This is a genomic window from Bradyrhizobium sp. CW1 (assembly GCF_023100665.1).
In the GTDB taxonomy this organism is placed as follows: domain Bacteria; phylum Pseudomonadota; class Alphaproteobacteria; order Rhizobiales; family Xanthobacteraceae; genus Bradyrhizobium; species Bradyrhizobium canariense_D.
Window position 1 is genome coordinate 5,929,018 of the sequence record NZ_CP064684.1, and the last position, 14,869, is coordinate 5,943,886.

The following is a 14,869-nucleotide window of genomic DNA, read 5'->3' on the forward strand; positions in this document are numbered from 1 at the left end:
CGGGGCCAGCTTCCGCTACGGTCGGGAATACGCTCCGAGCCCGTTACGGCTCGATCTTGAGCGTCGCTTTCATGTTGGGATGAAAGCGACAGTAATAATCGATCGTGCCCGCCTTCTTCAGAACCAACGTCCCTGATTTTTTCGCCGGCAGGTTGACGTCGAAATCGCCGTTCCTGGCTGTCGCGGTGTGGACGAAGACGTCCTTGTTGATCCATTCAATGGTGTCGCCGACCTTGGCCGAAGCGTCTTTCGGCGACACTTCGAGATTCTCCATCGTGATCTCGATGGTCGCAGCGTGCGCCGGGACGGCCACCGCCACGAGCAGGACCGCTGTCGCGATCGCGGACAATCGTCCCAGCATCATCGCCTCCCTATTTCAGCTCCGCCGCGACGTGCTCGGCGTGCTGCTGATGGCCCTGGAAGATTTTCAGGCCGGTCTGCAGCAGGCTCTTCAGTTCGGCATTGCTGGCGGACGGAATGAGCTGGGTTTCCAGCGCGCCGTTGACCGTCTTGTGGTAGGCGACCTCGTTCGCGACATAGGCCTTGTCGAAGGCCGCACCGCTCAGCTTGTCCAGTTCGGCGAGCTTCTCGCTCGCCTGCTTTGACAGCGCTTTGCTGGTGTCGTTGTCTTCAGGCGTGACGTTCAGCTTCTTGACCAGCGCGAGCGCCTGCTTGTTGACGGCCTCGTGGTCGCGCAGCATGTCCTCGGCAAACGCCTTCACGTCCTTGATCTTGGCTTTCTTCTGCGCCTGCTTGGCTGCGTTGATGTCGATCACGCCCGCGGTGTAGGCGATGTGGGCGATCTGCGGATCGGTCAGCTTGTCGGCTGCTCTGGCGCCTTGCAGCAGCGCGGGGCTCGACAACAAAATTGCAGCGGCGATCGCCGTGGTCCAACGAACGAACATGGTTTGACACTCCTGTGGTGCCGGACGTTTTGCCGGCGCGTTGCTTCACAGGCGTTGGATGGAATTCTCGCGCAAACGTTCCCGAAAAATTCAGCCGCCGATGCCAAGCCGCTTCAGCACTGACACGGTCAGCCGCTCGCAGCGCCACCCGGCGAACGGGAACGCATCCATCACCACCGGACCGATCTCCTTTTCGACGTTCTCGCGCAGCATGGTCCGCGCACGGTGCAGCCGCGTCTTCACGGTCTCGGGCTTGACGCCGAGCAGCTCGGCGGTCTCCTCGATGTTCATCCCTTCCATGACGCGGGCGACGAAGACCATGCGGAAGACATCCGGTAATTCATCGATGGCGCGCTCGACGACGCGCTGGATTTCACGTTGGGCCATGGTCCTTTCCGGATCGCCTGGGGGAGAAGCGGGAAATTTGATGATCTGCGCCTCGAGCGTCGCTTCGGGCACCGAGCCGAGCTCGACCTGCGGCCTGGCGCTTCGCGCCCGGCCAAGTGCCTCGTTGATGGCGATGCGCGACAGCCACGTCGACAGTCCGGACTCGCCGCGGAATCCGTCGAGATGGGTGAAAGCGCGGACATAGGTTTCCTGAACGACATCCTCGGCTTCGCTGTCGCTGCGCAGAATTCCGCGCGCCAGACGATAGAGCCTGCGGTTGTTGGCCTGCATGATCTCGCGCAGCGCGGCCTCGTCATGGCCCCGCGCCCGCTCGACCAGTTCGGCTTCCAATGTCCTGATTTCTGAAGTCTTGGCGCCGGCGGACAGGCCGGCTGCGATCCGTGGCATGGCGGTCACCTGCTCGTTTGGCTTCATTCCGGACATTGGATGCCGCCCCAAGGGAAAGGTTCCCAACTTTCTGTCCCTCCCCTGGGGAGGGGCCAAGGAATGTCCTAATCCGTCTCGATCGGCAGCGCCGGATCCTTCGCCCACTCCCCCATCGAGGCATCGTACAGCGTCAGCTTGTCGTAGCCGAGTTGCGTCAGCAGCATCAGGTCGATCGTCGCCGAGATGCCGCCGCCGCAATACAGGATCACATTCTTGTCGCGGGTGACGCCTGCCGCGTCGAATTTGGCCTCGGCATCGGCGAGCGTCGTCAGCGTCTTGTCCGCATTGACGAGCGCTGCCGCTGATACGTTGACGCTGCCGGGAACGCGGCCGGGCCGCCCGTAGCGGCTCGGCTCGAGGCCGCGATGAAACTGGGGACCGAGCGCGTTGACGATAACAGTCGCGGGATCTCCGAGCCGTGCCTTGACCGCATTCTTGTCGACGAAGAAGCCTGCGCGCGGTGTGGCCTTGAAGGTCGTGGCCGGATAGCCCTTCGGGGCGCCTGTTAAGACCGGCCGTCCCTCGTCCTTCCATTTGTCGAGGCCACCGTCGAGCACCCGCGCCTCAACGCCGAGCGAGCGCAGCATCCACCAGAACCGCGTCGACCACATCATGGTGCCGATGCTGTAGAGCACGACGGATTTGGATGCATCGAGGCCGTGGCGGCCGAAGGCGGCCTCCAGCTGGGCCACATCAGGCATCATGAAGAATTGCTGCGCAGAGGCGTCGGAGAACTCGCCTTGCAGGTCGAGAAAATCGGCCCCCGGAATATGGCCGGCCTCGAACGTCTTATCGCCCGGCACGGCGCGATAGGGCACATCGCTGCCTGGCGGCACCGGCTCGTTGTAGGTCGTGCAGTCGTAGAGGCGCAGGTTGGGATCGCCGAGCTGGGCTGCAAGTTGCTCGGTGGTGATGAGGGGTGTCGGTTCGGTCATTCACTCCTCCCTCAGCGTCTCCAGAAACCGCACCGGCTCACCTTGCGCGGCCGTCACGAGCTCGCCCTGCCACATCACGCGGCGGCCGCGGATGAAGGTGCCTACGGGCCAGCCGGTGACGCGCAACCCGTCATAGGGGGTCCAGCCGGCCTTGGACGCGACCCATTTGTTGGTGATGGTCTCGCTGCGCTTGAGATCGACGACGGTGAAGTCGGCGTCATAGCCGGCGGCGATCCGCCCCTTGCAGGCCATGTTGTAGAGGCGCGCGGGGCCGGCGCTGGTGAGATCGACGAAACGCGCCAGCGACAGCCGACCCGCATTGACGTGGTCGAGCATGAGCGGCACCAGCGTCTGCACGCCGGTCATGCCGGAGGGCGAGGCCGGATAGGTCTTCTGTTTCTCTTCCAGCGTATGCGGGGCGTGGTCCGAGCCGAGCACGTCGATGATGCCCTGCTCGATGCCGCGCCAGATCCCGGCGCGGTGATCGGCGCCGCGCACCGGCGGGTTCATCTGGGCCAGCGTGCCGAGCCGCTCGTAGCATTCGGGCGCAACCAGCGTGAGATGATGCGGCGTCGCCTCGCAGGAGGCGACGTCCTTGTGGTCGCGCAAAAATTCGATCTCTTCCTTGGTCGAGATATGCAGCACGTGGATGCGCTTGCCGGTCTCGTGTGCGAGCTTCACCAGCCGCTGCGTCGCCATCAGCGCGGCGGTCTCGTCGCGCCACACCGGGTGCGAGCGCGTGTCGCCCTCGATACGCAGCGATTTGCGGTCGTTGAGGCGGTATTCGTCCTCGGCGTGGAACGCCGCGCGGCGCCGGATCACCTGGAAGATGCGGCGCAGGCTTTCGTCATCCTCCACCAAGAGCGCGCCGGTCGAGGAGCCGATGAACACCTTGACGCCGGCGCAGCCGGGCGCACGCTCCAGCACCGGCAGGTCCTGCACATTCTCGCGGGTGCCGCCGATGAAGAAGGCGAAGTCGCAATGCATGCGGTGATGGGCGCGCTTCACCTTGTCGGTGAAGGTGGCCTCCGTCACGGTCAACGGCGCGGTGTTTGGCATCTCGAACACGGCGGTGACGCCGCCCATTACGGCGCTGCGCGAGCCGGTCTCGAGGTCTTCCTTCTGCTCCAGCCCGGGCTCGCGGAAATGCACCTGCGTATCCATCACGCCGGGCAGGATGTGCAGGCCCTTGCAGTCGATCACTTCCGCGGCGGAAGCCTGCGACAGCGCGCCGATCTCGGCAATGCGACCGTTGACGACGCCGACATCGCGGGTCCCCTCGCCGTCCTGGTTGACGACAGTGCCGCCCTTGAGGATCACGTCGAAACGCTGGGTCATGGCTGAAGGCCTCTCTCGTCCCCAAGCGCGGGGCTTGAGGTCTTGTCGTTTTTGCCTTGCGGGCTTACGTTCCGGAGCAACATGTCGCAAGAGATTTTCGTATGAAATCAGCGTTTCTTCCGGACCGGGGCGTGATCAAGGTCGCGGGCGAGGATGCGCGCAACTTCCTCAATGGCCTCGTCACGACCGATGTCGACAAGCTGAAGCCGGGCCTGGGCCGATTCGGCGCGCTGCTGACGCCGCAGGGCAAGATCATCGTGGATTTCCTGATCACGGAAGCGCCTGCCGGCCATGGCGGCGGGTTCCTGATCGATTGCCCGAAGCCGCTTGCCGACGGCCTCGCCACCAAGCTGAAATTCTACAAGCTGCGCGCCAAGGTCACGGTGGAAAACCTGTCCGAGGATCTCGGCGTGCTCGCGGCCTGGGACGGCAAGCCTGCGGCCCAGCCCGACCTCGCCTTCGCCGATCCGCGCAATGAAGACCTCGGCTATCGCATCCTGATCCCTCAAGACCTCCAACAGAAGCTGTCCGATCTGATCGGCGCCGAACTCGTCGACGCCGCCGCATACGAGGCCCACCGCATCGCGCTCGGCGTGCCGCGAGGCGGGCTCGATTTCACCTACAGCGATGCGTTCCCGCACGAGACCAACATGGACCGCCTTTCCGGCGTCGATTTCGACAAGGGCTGCTATGTCGGCCAGGAGGTCGTCTCGCGCATGCAGCATCGGGGCACCGCGCGCACCCGCAGCGTGAAGGTGCTGCTCGAGGATTTCTCGCCTGAGCCCGGCGTCAGCGTCATGGCCGGCGATAAGCCGGTCGGCACGATGGGCTCGTCGGCGAAAGGAAAGGGTATCGCGCTGGTGCGCATCGACCGCGTCGCCGATGCGCTCGATGCGGGACAGGCGCTGACTGCCGGTGGGCTCGCTGTGAGGCTTGCGGAACCAGACGTCGTGCGCATTCCAACGAAGCAACCCATCGCATGAGCCGTGCCCCTCGCCTGCATCCCGACGGAAAGACGCGTTGCCCCTGGCCCGGCGAAGATCCGCTTTACGTCGCCTATCACGATACTGAATGGGGCGTGCCGGAATATGACGACCGCGCGCTCTATGAGAAGCTGATCCTCGACGGTTTCCAGGCCGGCTTGTCCTGGATCACGATCCTGCGCAAGCGCGACAATTTTCGCAAAGCCTTCGACGATTTCCAGCCGGAAAAGATCGCACGCTACAACGAGAAGAAGGTTCACGCGCTGATGAACGATGCCGGCATCGTGCGCAACAAGGCCAAGATCGACGGCGCGATATCAAGCGCGAAATCCTATCTCGCCATCATGGAGAAGGGCCCCGGCTTCTCGAAATTCCTGTGGGACTTCATGGACGGAAGGCCCAAGGTCAATCATTTCAAGACCACCGCGAGCGTGCCTGCCTCGACGCCGCTCTCCATGCAGATCTCCAAGGAGCTGGCCTCGCGCGGCTTCAAATTCGTCGGCCCGACCATCGTCTATGCCTTCATGGAGGCGACCGGCATGGTCAACGATCATCTCGTCGACTGCCATTGTCACGCGAGCTGCGGCAAGTCGCAGCGCAAGCCGCGCCTCAAGGCCAAATGAGCGCGAAGAAGACGGACCGCGGCGCCGACACCCGCGCCTGGCAACGCATGCTGTCGGGCCGGCGGCTCGATTTGCTCGATCCCTCCCCGCTCGATATCGAGATCGCCGACGTCGCGCATGGGCTGGCGCGTGTTGCCCGCTGGAACGGCCAGACCATCGGCGCACACATCTTCTCTGTCGCGCAGCATACGCTGCTGGTCGAAACCGTGATGCGGCACGAGAATCCCCGCGTGGATCAGCGCATGCGGCTTGCCGCGCTGCTGCATGACGCGCCCGAATATGTGATCGGCGACATGATCTCGCCGTTCAAGGCCGTGCTCGACGGTCATTACAAGGCGGTCGAGAAACGTCTGCTCGGCGCGATTCACATCCGCTTTGGCCTGCCGCCGGTACTGCCGGACGAGATCACGCTGGCGATCAAGGCCGCCGATCGCGGCGCGGCCTATCTGGAGGCAACGACGCTTGCCGGCTTCAGCGAGAGCGAGGCCAAGCGCCTGTTCGGCAAGGATCCCGGCCTGTCCGACAGCGTCCGGCGCGACTATCTCACCCCCTGGACGGCTGCCCGGGCCGAGAAGCAGTTTCTGGAGCGGTTTGGCGCCGTGTTTGCGTGATCGTTGTCGTGGGTTAGAGTCCTGCAGGGCGGGCAAAGGGGCCCTTGCCGCCCACTGTTTTGCGCAATGAGACGAAAGTGGTGGGTACGCTTCGCTTTGCCCACCCCGCCAACGCTCGCTATAATCTGCGGAAAAAGGTCCGCCATGATCCACGTCTGCTCCCTCGCCGCCCTTCCCGAAACCGTCCGCCTCACCAAGGCCAGCCACGTGCTGACCGTGATGGCCAATGTCGAACAGGTGGCGCGGCCGGTGTCGGTGCTGCCGGCCAACCATCTCAAGGTGTCGATGGACGACATCACCGAGGAGATGGACGGCTTCGTCGCGCCGTCGGAAACGCATATCGAGCAGGTGCTGAACTTCGTGCGCGGCTGGGACCGCGATGCGCCGCTGGTGGTGCATTGCTATGCCGGCATCAGCCGCTCCACCGCGAGCGCCTTTGCCGCCGTGTGCGCACTCAATCCGAATCGCGACGAGACCGAGATCGCGAAGAAGATCCGGGCGGCGTCCCCGATCGCCTCACCGAACCGCCGCATCGTCGGCCTTGCCGACCGTGCGCTGGGGCGCAACGGCCGCATGCTGCGCGCACTCGACGAGATGGGCCCGGGCGCGATGATGGTCGAGGGCCGCCCCTTCGTGATCGAGCTCGAATGACAGTTGCGCACCACAGCACAGGTGTGCCCCCTCTCCCGCTTGCGAGCAGAGCAATCGCATGCGAGCCTTTACGCAGACGCCTCCACATCGTCATGGCCGGGCTTGTCCCGGCCATCCACGACCTTTGCTGCGGCACGAAGAACGTGGATGCCCGGGACAAGCCCGGGCATGACCAGTTCACGGCCGCACCGGCGATCGCCATCGCATGAGCGAAAAGCTGCTGACGCCGATCGAGATCGGCCTGACCGCCGCGATCGTCGCGATCGAGGATCACGAACCGCTGATCCTCACCGCGCGCGACAGTGACGGCCTGGCCGGCCTGCCGTTCGGCCCGTTCGATGCGCCTAGCCATCGCACTTTCGAGATCGGGCTGCGGGCGTGGGTCGAGAAACAGACGGGCCTGCGGCTCGGCTATGTCGAGCAGCTCTACACGTTCGGCGATCGCGGCCGGCATGCCGAGGCTGGCGACACCGGCGCGCACATGGTGTCGATCGGCTATCTCGCACTGACGCGCGCCTTCGGCGGCGAACTGGCAGCCACGAGTGCGAGCTTCGCGCCGTGGTATCGCTTCCTGCCTTGGGAGGACTGGCGCGAGGGGCCGCCCGCGATCATCGCGGACGACATCATCCCGGCATTGACCGGCTGGGCCGAAGAGGAGACGCCGGGGACGACGCGCGCATTGCCGCGCAAGGATCGGATGCGGTTCTATTTCGGTCTCGACGGCGCGTCCTGGGACGAGGAGCGCGTGCTCGACCGCTACGAGCTCCTGTACGAGGCAGGGCTGGTCGAGGAAGCGCGGCGCGATGGTCGCCCTGCGGCATTAGCGCGCAAGGCGCTGTCCGCGCTCGGCACATCCATGCGCTTCGACCACCGCCGGATTCTTGCGACAGCGGTCGCGCGACTGCGTGCAAAACTGAAGTATCGTCCTGTGGTCTTTGAACTTTTGCCCGCCGAGTTCACACTTACCGAATTGCAGTATACGGTGGAGGCGATCTCCGGCCGACACCTGCACAAACAAAATTTCCGCCGCCTGGTCGAAATGGAAGCCCTGGTCGAACCGACCGGGGTGATGTCGACACAGACGGGCGGACGTCCGGCGGCGCTCTACCGCTTCCGTCGCGACGTGCTTCAGGAGCGACCCGCGCCGGGCTTGCGCGTACGCTCCCGGCGCTAACCCGAGATATGCGTGATCGGCCCCTGCCCGCCGGTTGCCTGGAGGCTTTATGTCTGACGGCCCGTTTGACGTCTTCGCGCTGATCATTGCGATCATCGCCTTCATCATCGCGATCAAGGCTTCCAGCCAGGCGGCTGAACTGCGACGACGGCTAAGCTCGCTCGAAGAGATGTTCCGCGCGCAACGGCCCGTGCAGCCGCCGCTGATCCCCGCAGATGTGTGGGCTGACGCGCCCCCCACAACTTCCGCAGCGCCGCCGCCGCTTGTGCCCCAAGCCGAAGCCAGAGCCGAGGCGCCGCCCCCGCTCGTCACCGAAGATATTTCACCGCCTCCGCTCGAAGCGAGCACCGAGGCCGACGCGACGCCGCCGCTGCCCGCACCCGCGCCCGGGTTCGAGGAACGGCTCGGCACGCGCTGGGTAGTCTGGATCGGCGGCCTGGCGCTCGCGCTCGGCGGCTTCTTCATGGTGCGCTATTCGATCGAGGCTGGCCTCCTTGGCCCCGGCGTGCGCGTGTTCCTTGGCGGCGTATTCGCGCTGGCGCTGCTGGGCGCCGGCGAATGGTCACGGCGCAAGGAGAGCATCTCCAACATCGCCGCGCTGCCGATCGCCAACATTCCCGCTATCCTCACCGCAGCCGGTACGGCGGTGGCATTTGCGACCATCTACGCGGCGTACGCGCTCTATGGCTTCCTCGTGCCCGCGACCGCCTTCGTGCTGCTCGGCCTCGTCGCGCTCGGCACGCTGGCTGCCGCGCTCCTGCACGGACCCGCGCTCGCCGGCCTCGGCGTGGTCGGCGCCTTCGTGACGCCGATCCTCGTCTCCAGCGACAAGCCGGACTATTGGGCGCTCTACATCTATCTCGCCATCGTCACCGCCGCGAGCTTCGGCCTTGCCCGTATCCGGCTGTGGCGTTGGCTTGCGGTCACGACAATCGCCTTCGCCGTGCTCTGGATCTTTCCGGGGCTCGATGCCGGCGACCTGCAGGTCGCGCCGCACGCTTTCCATGTGATCGCAGGGTTCGTTCTTGCCGCTCTTCTCGTGGTCTGCGGCTTCATGTTCGGCCCGACGATCGAGGACGGTGAGATCGAGCCGGTCTCGTCGGGCTCACTCGGTGCCTATCTGTTCGGCGCGATGTTGATCGTGCTGTCGAGCGCGCATGCGGATCTGGCGCTGATCGCCTTCACGCTGCTGGTCGGCGCGACGCTGCTGGTCGCCTGGCGCGCGCCTGCGGCGACCGGCGCACTCGGTGCCGCCGCCGCGACCGTCTTCGTCGTGTTCGCCGAATGGGCGGTGCGCGCCAATCCCGACATGCTCGTGCTGCCGAGCGGTCCCATGGCCGGCATCGCACCGACGGCGATCGATAGCGCGGTGACGCTGCATCTGGTGATGGCGGCGATCTTCGCCGCCGGCTTCGGCATCGCGGGCTTCCTCGCGCAGGGACGTTCGAACTCGGCGATCATTCCGGTGGTGTGGTCGGTCGCGGGGGTCGCGACGCCGATCGCGATCCTGGTCGCGCTCTACGCACGCATCGCGCATCTCGATCGCTCGATCCCGTTCGCCATCCTCGCGGTGCTGCTCGCCGCCGCCTTCGGCGCCGCCACCGAAGCGCTTGCGCGCCGCGAGACCCGGCCGGGCGCCATGATCTCCACGGCCTTGTTCGCGACCGGCACGCTCGGTGCGCTGGCGCTGGCGCTGACGTTTGCGCTGGAGAAGGGCTGGCTCACGATCGCACTGGCGCTGATGTCGCTCGGCACCGCCTGGATCTCGATGCAGCGGCCGATCCCGTTCCTGCGCTGGCTGGCCGCGATCTTCGCAGGCCTCGTCACCGCTCGGATCGGCTATGACCCGCGCATCGTCGGCGACGCCGTCGGAACCACGCCGATCTTCAACTGGCTGTTGTGGGGCTACGGCCTGCCGGCGGCATCGTTCTGGGCGGCGAGCCTGTTCCTGCGCCGCCGCGGCGACGACGCCCCGCTGCGCATGGTCGAGAGCGCCGCGATCCTGTTCACCGCGCTGCTCGCCTTCATGGAGATCCGCCATTTTGCGACCGGCGGCGACGTGACGTCGGCGCCGTCGCTGCTCGAATGCGCGCTCCAGGCCTGCGTGACGCTCGCCATGGCGATCGGGCTGGAGCGCCTGCGGCTGCGCAGCCGCAGCGTCGTGCACAATGTCGGCGCGGTGGTGCTCACGGTGATCGCCGGGCTCGTCAGCGTGTTCGGTCTCTTGATCCTGGAGAACCCGCTGCTGTGGCGCACCGACGTCGGCGGCGCCGTGTTCAACCTGCTGCTGCTCGGCTACGCGCTGCCGGCAGTGCTGATGCTGCTCTTGTCCTATGCCGTGGCCGGCGAACGCGGCAAGGCCTACGCCAACACGATTGCAGGCGGCGCGCTGCTGTTCGCGCTGATCTATGTCACGCTGGAGATCCGCCGCTTCCATCACGGCCCGATCCTCTCCTCCGGGGCGACGACGGGCGCCGAGCAATATACCTATTCGATCGGCTGGCTCGGCTTCGGCGTGGTGCTGCTCGGCGTCGGCATTCTCGTCAAGTCGGAGCGGGCGCGGCTGGCATCGGCCGTCGTGATCGCGTTGACGATCCTCAAGGCCTTCGTCATCGACATGTCGACGCTGACGGGCGTCTACCGCGCGCTATCGTTCATGTGCCTCGGCATCGTGCTGGTCGCGATCGGCTGGCTCTACCAGCGTATCCTGTTCCGGCGGCAGATCGCACCGCCGCCGGCTCCGCAGACGAGCACGTGAGCGTCAGGCCGCGCGAACCGATTCCAGGAACTGCGCGACCTCGACCTTGAGACGGGTGCTGTCGGTCGCCAGCGATTTCGCCGCCGACAATACCTCGGTCGAAGCCTCGCCGGTCTCGATCGCACCGCGCTGCACGTTGGTGATGTTCGACGAGACCTCCTGCGTGCCGACCGAGGCCTGCTGCACGTTACGCGAGATTTCCTGCGTGGCCGCGCCCTGCTCCTCGACGGCGGCGGCAATGGCCGCAGCCACCTCGGAGAGCCGCTCGATGGTGCCGCCGATCTCCTGGATGGCACTGACCGATTCCTGCGTCGCCGCCTGGATACCCGAGACCTGCGCCCCGATCTCACCGGTCGCTTTCGCGGTCTGCTCGGCCAGCGCCTTGACCTCGGAGGCGACGACCGCGAATCCGCGGCCCGCATCGCCGGCACGCGCGGCCTCGATGGTCGCGTTCAGCGCCAGCAGATTGGTCTGGCCCGCGATGGTGTTGATGAGCTCGACGACGTCGCCGATGCGGGACGCCGCCTGCGACAGCGCATTGACACGGTCGTTGGTCCGCGCCGCTTGCTCGACGGCCTCCGCCGCCATCCGCGCCGAATCCTGCACGCGGCGGCTGATCTCGGTGATGGAGGACGACAGCTCCTCCGAAGCGGATGCCACCGCCTGGACGTTGGTCGAGGCTTCCTCGGAGGCGGCTGCGACGACGGTCGCGAGTTCCTGTCCGCGCTGCGCGGTGTTGGTCAGCGTCGAGGCGGAGGCCTCGAGCTCGGTCGAGGCCGAGGAGACGGTCCCGACCACCTCGCCGATCATGGCTTCGAACTTGCGGGTGATGGCATCGACGCGGCGACCGCGTTCGATCTTGACTTCGGCGTCGCGCGCAGCGGCCTCGTCGGCGGCCTTCTTGGCGATCAGCGCCTCCTTGAAGATCTGCAGCGCATCTGCCATCGAACCGATTTCGGTCTTCTCGCCGCGATGCGGAACGTCGGCCGAGAGGTCGCCCTCGCCGAGGGACTGCATCGGGCGGATGATTGAGGCAATGCCGCGAGAAACGTCGCGCACGAGGTAATAGGCGGCGCCGATCGCGATCACGACCGAGAGCACGATGATGCCGACCAGCACGCGGAAGATCATGGCGTAGCTGTCGGCGGCCTGCTTCGTCTCAAGCTCGGCGCCCCGGTTGTTGAGTTCGATGCCCTTCTGAAGCAGGGGATCGGCGGCCTTGGCCATCTTCGCAACCTTGGTCTGCAGCAGCTCGTTGGCGTCGGCCGGGAAACGGCCAACGCCCTTGCGCGACAGTGCCATCACGTCCTGCACGCCGTTCAGATACTCGGCCCACGCCGTGCTCCATTGCCCATAGAGCGAGCGCTCCTCGGCCGAAGTGATCAGCGGCTCGTAGACCTTGCGGGTCTGGTCGATGCGCGCGCGCAGCGAGGCCAAGCGCTTCTCGGCGGCGTCCTTTCCCTCAACGCTGTCCTGCATCAGATGCAGACGGAGCGCGACGCGCAGCTCGTTGATGTCGGCGCGAAGCGAGCCGAGCGCGCGCACGCTGGGCAGCCAACTCTCCGCGATCTCGACCGTATGGGAATTGATGTTCTGCATGGTGCCGATCGCCGTCACGCCAACGCCGGCGAGCGAAAGGACCAGGACCGACAACACGGCCAGAAGCTTGAAGACGATCGACAATTTCGACATCACGACAAATCCCGATGTTACCTGGCAACGCGCAAATTGTCCGCGCCGCAAACCGCCACGAAGATGGCGAGACGGAGGTCAGTTCAACAATGCTGGCTGGTTCTTGTCCCGTGAGATTGCACACATAGTCGCAAGCAGGCGTTAACAGGGCCCTACGTAAAATTACGGGACAGCGCTGACGGTCGTTATTTCTCCTGCAACCAACTGTGCAGCTGCACAGCCACCTGATGCTGCGACGCGACCTGTCCACTTGCGACGCAATGTGCGGAAGGCGACGGCTGTCACGCCGCCCGTACCGAATCCAGGAAGCGCGCGACCTCGCTCTTCAGCCGATGGCTCTCCTGCGACAGCGATTGCGCAGCCGAATGCACCTGCGCCGAGGCCGCCCCGGTTTCGCCTGCGCCACGCTGGACATCGCCGATATTCGCCGAGACTTCGGAGGTGCCATTCGCGGCGTGCTGGATGTTGCGGGAGATCTCTTGCGTGGCGGCACCCTGTTCCTCGACCGCGGCGGCGATGGTTGACGAGATCTCCGACATCCGCGCGATGGTGTCGCCGATCTCCTTGATCGCACCGGCGGAATCTTCCGTCGCGGTCTGGATCGCGCCGATGTGCTGGCCGATCTCGCCCGTGGCCTTCGCAGTCTGCTCGGCGAGCGCCTTCACTTCGGAAGCGACCACGGCAAAGCCGCGGCCGGCCTCGCCGGCACGCGCCGCCTCGATCGTCGCGTTGAGCGCCAGCAGGTTGGTCTGGGCGGCGATGGTGTTGATTAGTTCGACCACGTCGCCGATGCGGGCGGCGGCCTTCGACAGTTCGGCGACGCGTGCATTGGTGCGCTGGGCCTGCCCGACCGCCACGTCGGCGACACGGGCCGATTCCTGCACCTGACGGCTGATCTCGGAGATCGAGGAGGTCATTTCCTCGCTCGCTGCAGACACCGACTGCACGTTCGCGGAGGCCTCTTCGGAGGCGGCCGCCACGACCGTGGCAAGCCCGTTGCCGCGCTCGGCAGCCTGCGTCAGCGTATTTGACGAGGCCTCCAGCTCGGTTGCCGCCGACGAAACAGTATCGATGATCTCGCCGACCGCGCCTTCGAAAGTATCGGCGAGCCGGTGCATGTCGGCCTTGCGCTGCTGGCGCCCGCGCGCCTCAGCTTCGACCTGCTCGGTGCGCAGCCGCTCGGCCTCCGCCATATTGGTCCTGAACACCTCGACGGCACCGGCCATCTCGCCGATCTCGTCTTTGCGCCCGATGCCCGGAACGGATATCGAAAGCTCGCCGCGCGCAAGCCGCGTCATCGCGCCGACCATGCCGGCAAGCGCCTTCGAGATCGAACGTCCCAGAAGGAAGCCCACCGCGGCGAGCACGACGACGGCAATGGCGAAGGCGACCATCATCCACATGCGCACGGCATCGCGGGTCGCAGCTTCCGCAACGTCGGCCTTCCTGTAGAGGTCTTCGACTGTGTTGCGCACCTCGATCATGCTCGGTTCTAACCCACGGAACGTTTTCATCATGCTGGCGTCGAGGGCCGCAGTTTGCTGCGCCGTCTCCACCCACGCCGTGAACTCGGATTGATATTTCTGCAGCTTGGCTGTGATGTCGTTCATCACTGCCGTAGGGATTGCGACGACCTCTATCGCCTTGGAGAATTCGACCGCGGCCTTCTTCATCTCGGCGATGTATTTTGGGTCGCGCCGCAGCATGAAGTCCTTCTCGTGCCGGCGCATCATCAGCATCCAGCTCGTGGACCTGGGATCGTCGATCTCCTTGAGCTTGGCCTCAATGTCGTGCACGGCGGCGCGGAGCGAGCCGGAGAGGCCCAGAGTCTCGTTTAGGCCGAGCCGGGTCTCCGCGGCCACCAATGCGCCGAAGTCCGACGCGTATCGCTTGAAGCCGTCCTGGGCCTGCTTCATCCGGTCGGACAGCGCGCCCAAGCCGCCGGCCGACATCAGCCGCTCCACCTCGTCGAAGTCGCGATTGATCGGCCCGATCAATTCGGCATGTGCCTTGGCGTAGCTCTCGTTGCGGCGCTGCTGAAAGTTCTTCTCGTTGCGGCGGGCCTCCAGCATCTCGACCGAGAGCTGCTTGTCGAGGTCAGCCATCGCACGAGCGCGGTTGGCAATCTCGCGGGAGGCGTCCTGGGAGAGACTGCCGATCTCGTAGATCGCGCCGAAGGCGACGAGACCCAACAATCCGAACAGTCCGATCGCCATGACCTTATGGGTGAGACGAATGGAAGGGCCACTCATGGAATGTGCTCCAATACGATTGATACGCAATACGAGGAGGGCGACTCGGCACCCGGAATATTGCGGGGATCATGACTGCATCGGTTTTCCGGAAGGTTAACCGTGCGGCTCAT

Annotated in this window: 13 protein-coding genes; 6 read left to right on the forward strand and 7 right to left on the reverse strand. The window is 65.4% G+C overall.

All coding sequences use genetic code 11. The features are described from left to right. Positions 1-43: 43 nt before the first annotated feature. The 5 genes from IVB54_RS28915 to IVB54_RS28935 all read right to left on the reverse strand — a co-directional run bounded on the left by IVB54_RS28915 (position 44) and on the right by IVB54_RS28935 (position 4,012). On the reverse strand, positions 44-361 hold the full coding sequence (locus IVB54_RS28915) for a cupredoxin domain-containing protein (RefSeq protein ID WP_018458822.1): 318 nt from the start codon (positions 359-361) through the stop codon (positions 44-46). Between the two features lie 10 nt (positions 362-371). Next, the gene (locus IVB54_RS28920) at positions 372-905 is read right to left on the reverse strand and encodes a DUF4142 domain-containing protein (RefSeq protein WP_018458823.1); all 534 of its coding nucleotides are present in this window, start codon (positions 903-905) and stop codon (positions 372-374) included. Positions 906-995: 90 nt separating this feature from the next. Next, positions 996-1,700, reverse strand: coding sequence for an RNA polymerase sigma factor (locus IVB54_RS28925; RefSeq protein WP_026233669.1), 705 nt, complete (start codon positions 1,698-1,700; stop codon positions 996-998). 104 nt (positions 1,701-1,804) lie between these two features. Next, entirely contained in the window at positions 1,805-2,674 is an 870-nt protein-coding gene (locus IVB54_RS28930; RefSeq protein ID WP_018458825.1) for a sulfurtransferase, read from the reverse strand. Next, complete coding sequence (locus tag IVB54_RS28935; protein WP_018458826.1) at positions 2,675-4,012, reverse strand: dihydroorotase; 1,338 nt, start codon at positions 4,010-4,012, stop codon at positions 2,675-2,677. 101 nt (positions 4,013-4,113) lie between these two features. Here IVB54_RS28935 and IVB54_RS28940 point away from each other — a divergent pair, with 101 nt between their 5' ends. From IVB54_RS28940 to IVB54_RS28965, 6 genes are all read left to right on the forward strand, one after another. Next, positions 4,114-4,995: a folate-binding protein YgfZ gene (locus IVB54_RS28940; RefSeq protein WP_018458827.1), complete on the forward strand. Its 882-nt coding sequence runs from the start codon at positions 4,114-4,116 to the stop codon at positions 4,993-4,995. After that, entirely contained in the window at positions 4,992-5,618 is a 627-nt protein-coding gene (locus IVB54_RS28945) for a DNA-3-methyladenine glycosylase I (RefSeq protein ID WP_085361347.1), read from the forward strand. Before IVB54_RS28940 ends, IVB54_RS28945 begins: the two co-directional genes overlap by 4 nt. Continuing rightward, positions 5,615-6,229, forward strand: coding sequence for an HD family hydrolase (locus IVB54_RS28950; protein WP_085352596.1), 615 nt, complete (start codon positions 5,615-5,617; stop codon positions 6,227-6,229). The genes IVB54_RS28945 and IVB54_RS28950 overlap by 4 nt, the downstream gene beginning before the upstream one ends. Before the next feature lie 144 nt (positions 6,230-6,373). Continuing rightward, positions 6,374-6,880, forward strand: a complete 507-nt coding sequence (locus IVB54_RS28955) for a protein-tyrosine phosphatase family protein (RefSeq protein ID WP_007607206.1) — start codon at positions 6,374-6,376, stop codon at positions 6,878-6,880. Positions 6,881-7,085: 205 nt separating this feature from the next. Beyond that, complete coding sequence (locus IVB54_RS28960; RefSeq protein WP_247776544.1) at positions 7,086-8,054, forward strand: NAD regulator; 969 nt, start codon at positions 7,086-7,088, stop codon at positions 8,052-8,054. Between the two features lie 49 nt (positions 8,055-8,103). Next, a complete protein-coding gene (locus IVB54_RS28965; protein ID WP_247363575.1) occupies positions 8,104-10,812 on the forward strand; it encodes a DUF2339 domain-containing protein in 2,709 nt (902 codons plus the stop codon). Between the two features lie 3 nt (positions 10,813-10,815). Here the strand turns inward: IVB54_RS28965 and IVB54_RS28970 are convergent, their stop codons facing one another. Further along, entirely contained in the window at positions 10,816-12,504 is a 1,689-nt protein-coding gene (locus IVB54_RS28970; protein ID WP_247776545.1) for a methyl-accepting chemotaxis protein, read from the reverse strand. Positions 12,505-12,785: 281 nt separating this feature from the next. Beyond that, positions 12,786-14,756, reverse strand: coding sequence for a HAMP domain-containing methyl-accepting chemotaxis protein (locus IVB54_RS28975; RefSeq protein WP_247776546.1), 1,971 nt, complete (start codon positions 14,754-14,756; stop codon positions 12,786-12,788). Positions 14,757-14,869 lie beyond the last annotated feature (113 nt).

Coding starts and splice junctions, on each gene's coding strand:
- IVB54_RS28915 (WP_018458822.1), bottom strand. CDS start 361: ATGCTGGGACGATTGTCCGCGATCGCGACAGCGGTCCTGCTCGTGGCG.
- IVB54_RS28970 (WP_247776545.1), bottom strand. CDS start 12,504: ATGTCGAAATTGTCGATCGTCTTCAAGCTTCTGGCCGTGTTGTCGGTC.
- IVB54_RS28930 (WP_018458825.1), bottom strand. CDS start 2,674: ATGACCGAACCGACACCCCTCATCACCACCGAGCAACTTGCAGCCCAG.
- IVB54_RS28940 (WP_018458827.1), top strand. CDS start 4,114: ATGAAATCAGCGTTTCTTCCGGACCGGGGCGTGATCAAGGTCGCGGGC.
- IVB54_RS28975 (WP_247776546.1), bottom strand. CDS start 14,756: ATGAGTGGCCCTTCCATTCGTCTCACCCATAAGGTCATGGCGATCGGA.
- IVB54_RS28955 (WP_007607206.1), top strand. CDS start 6,374: ATGATCCACGTCTGCTCCCTCGCCGCCCTTCCCGAAACCGTCCGCCTC.
- IVB54_RS28925 (WP_026233669.1), bottom strand. CDS start 1,700: ATGCCACGGATCGCAGCCGGCCTGTCCGCCGGCGCCAAGACTTCAGAA.
- IVB54_RS28935 (WP_018458826.1), bottom strand. CDS start 4,012: ATGACCCAGCGTTTCGACGTGATCCTCAAGGGCGGCACTGTCGTCAAC.
- IVB54_RS28950 (WP_085352596.1), top strand. CDS start 5,615: ATGAGCGCGAAGAAGACGGACCGCGGCGCCGACACCCGCGCCTGGCAA.
- IVB54_RS28920 (WP_018458823.1), bottom strand. CDS start 905: ATGTTCGTTCGTTGGACCACGGCGATCGCCGCTGCAATTTTGTTGTCG.
- IVB54_RS28945 (WP_085361347.1), top strand. CDS start 4,992: ATGAGCCGTGCCCCTCGCCTGCATCCCGACGGAAAGACGCGTTGCCCC.
- IVB54_RS28965 (WP_247363575.1), top strand. CDS start 8,104: ATGTCTGACGGCCCGTTTGACGTCTTCGCGCTGATCATTGCGATCATC.
- IVB54_RS28960 (WP_247776544.1), top strand. CDS start 7,086: ATGAGCGAAAAGCTGCTGACGCCGATCGAGATCGGCCTGACCGCCGCG.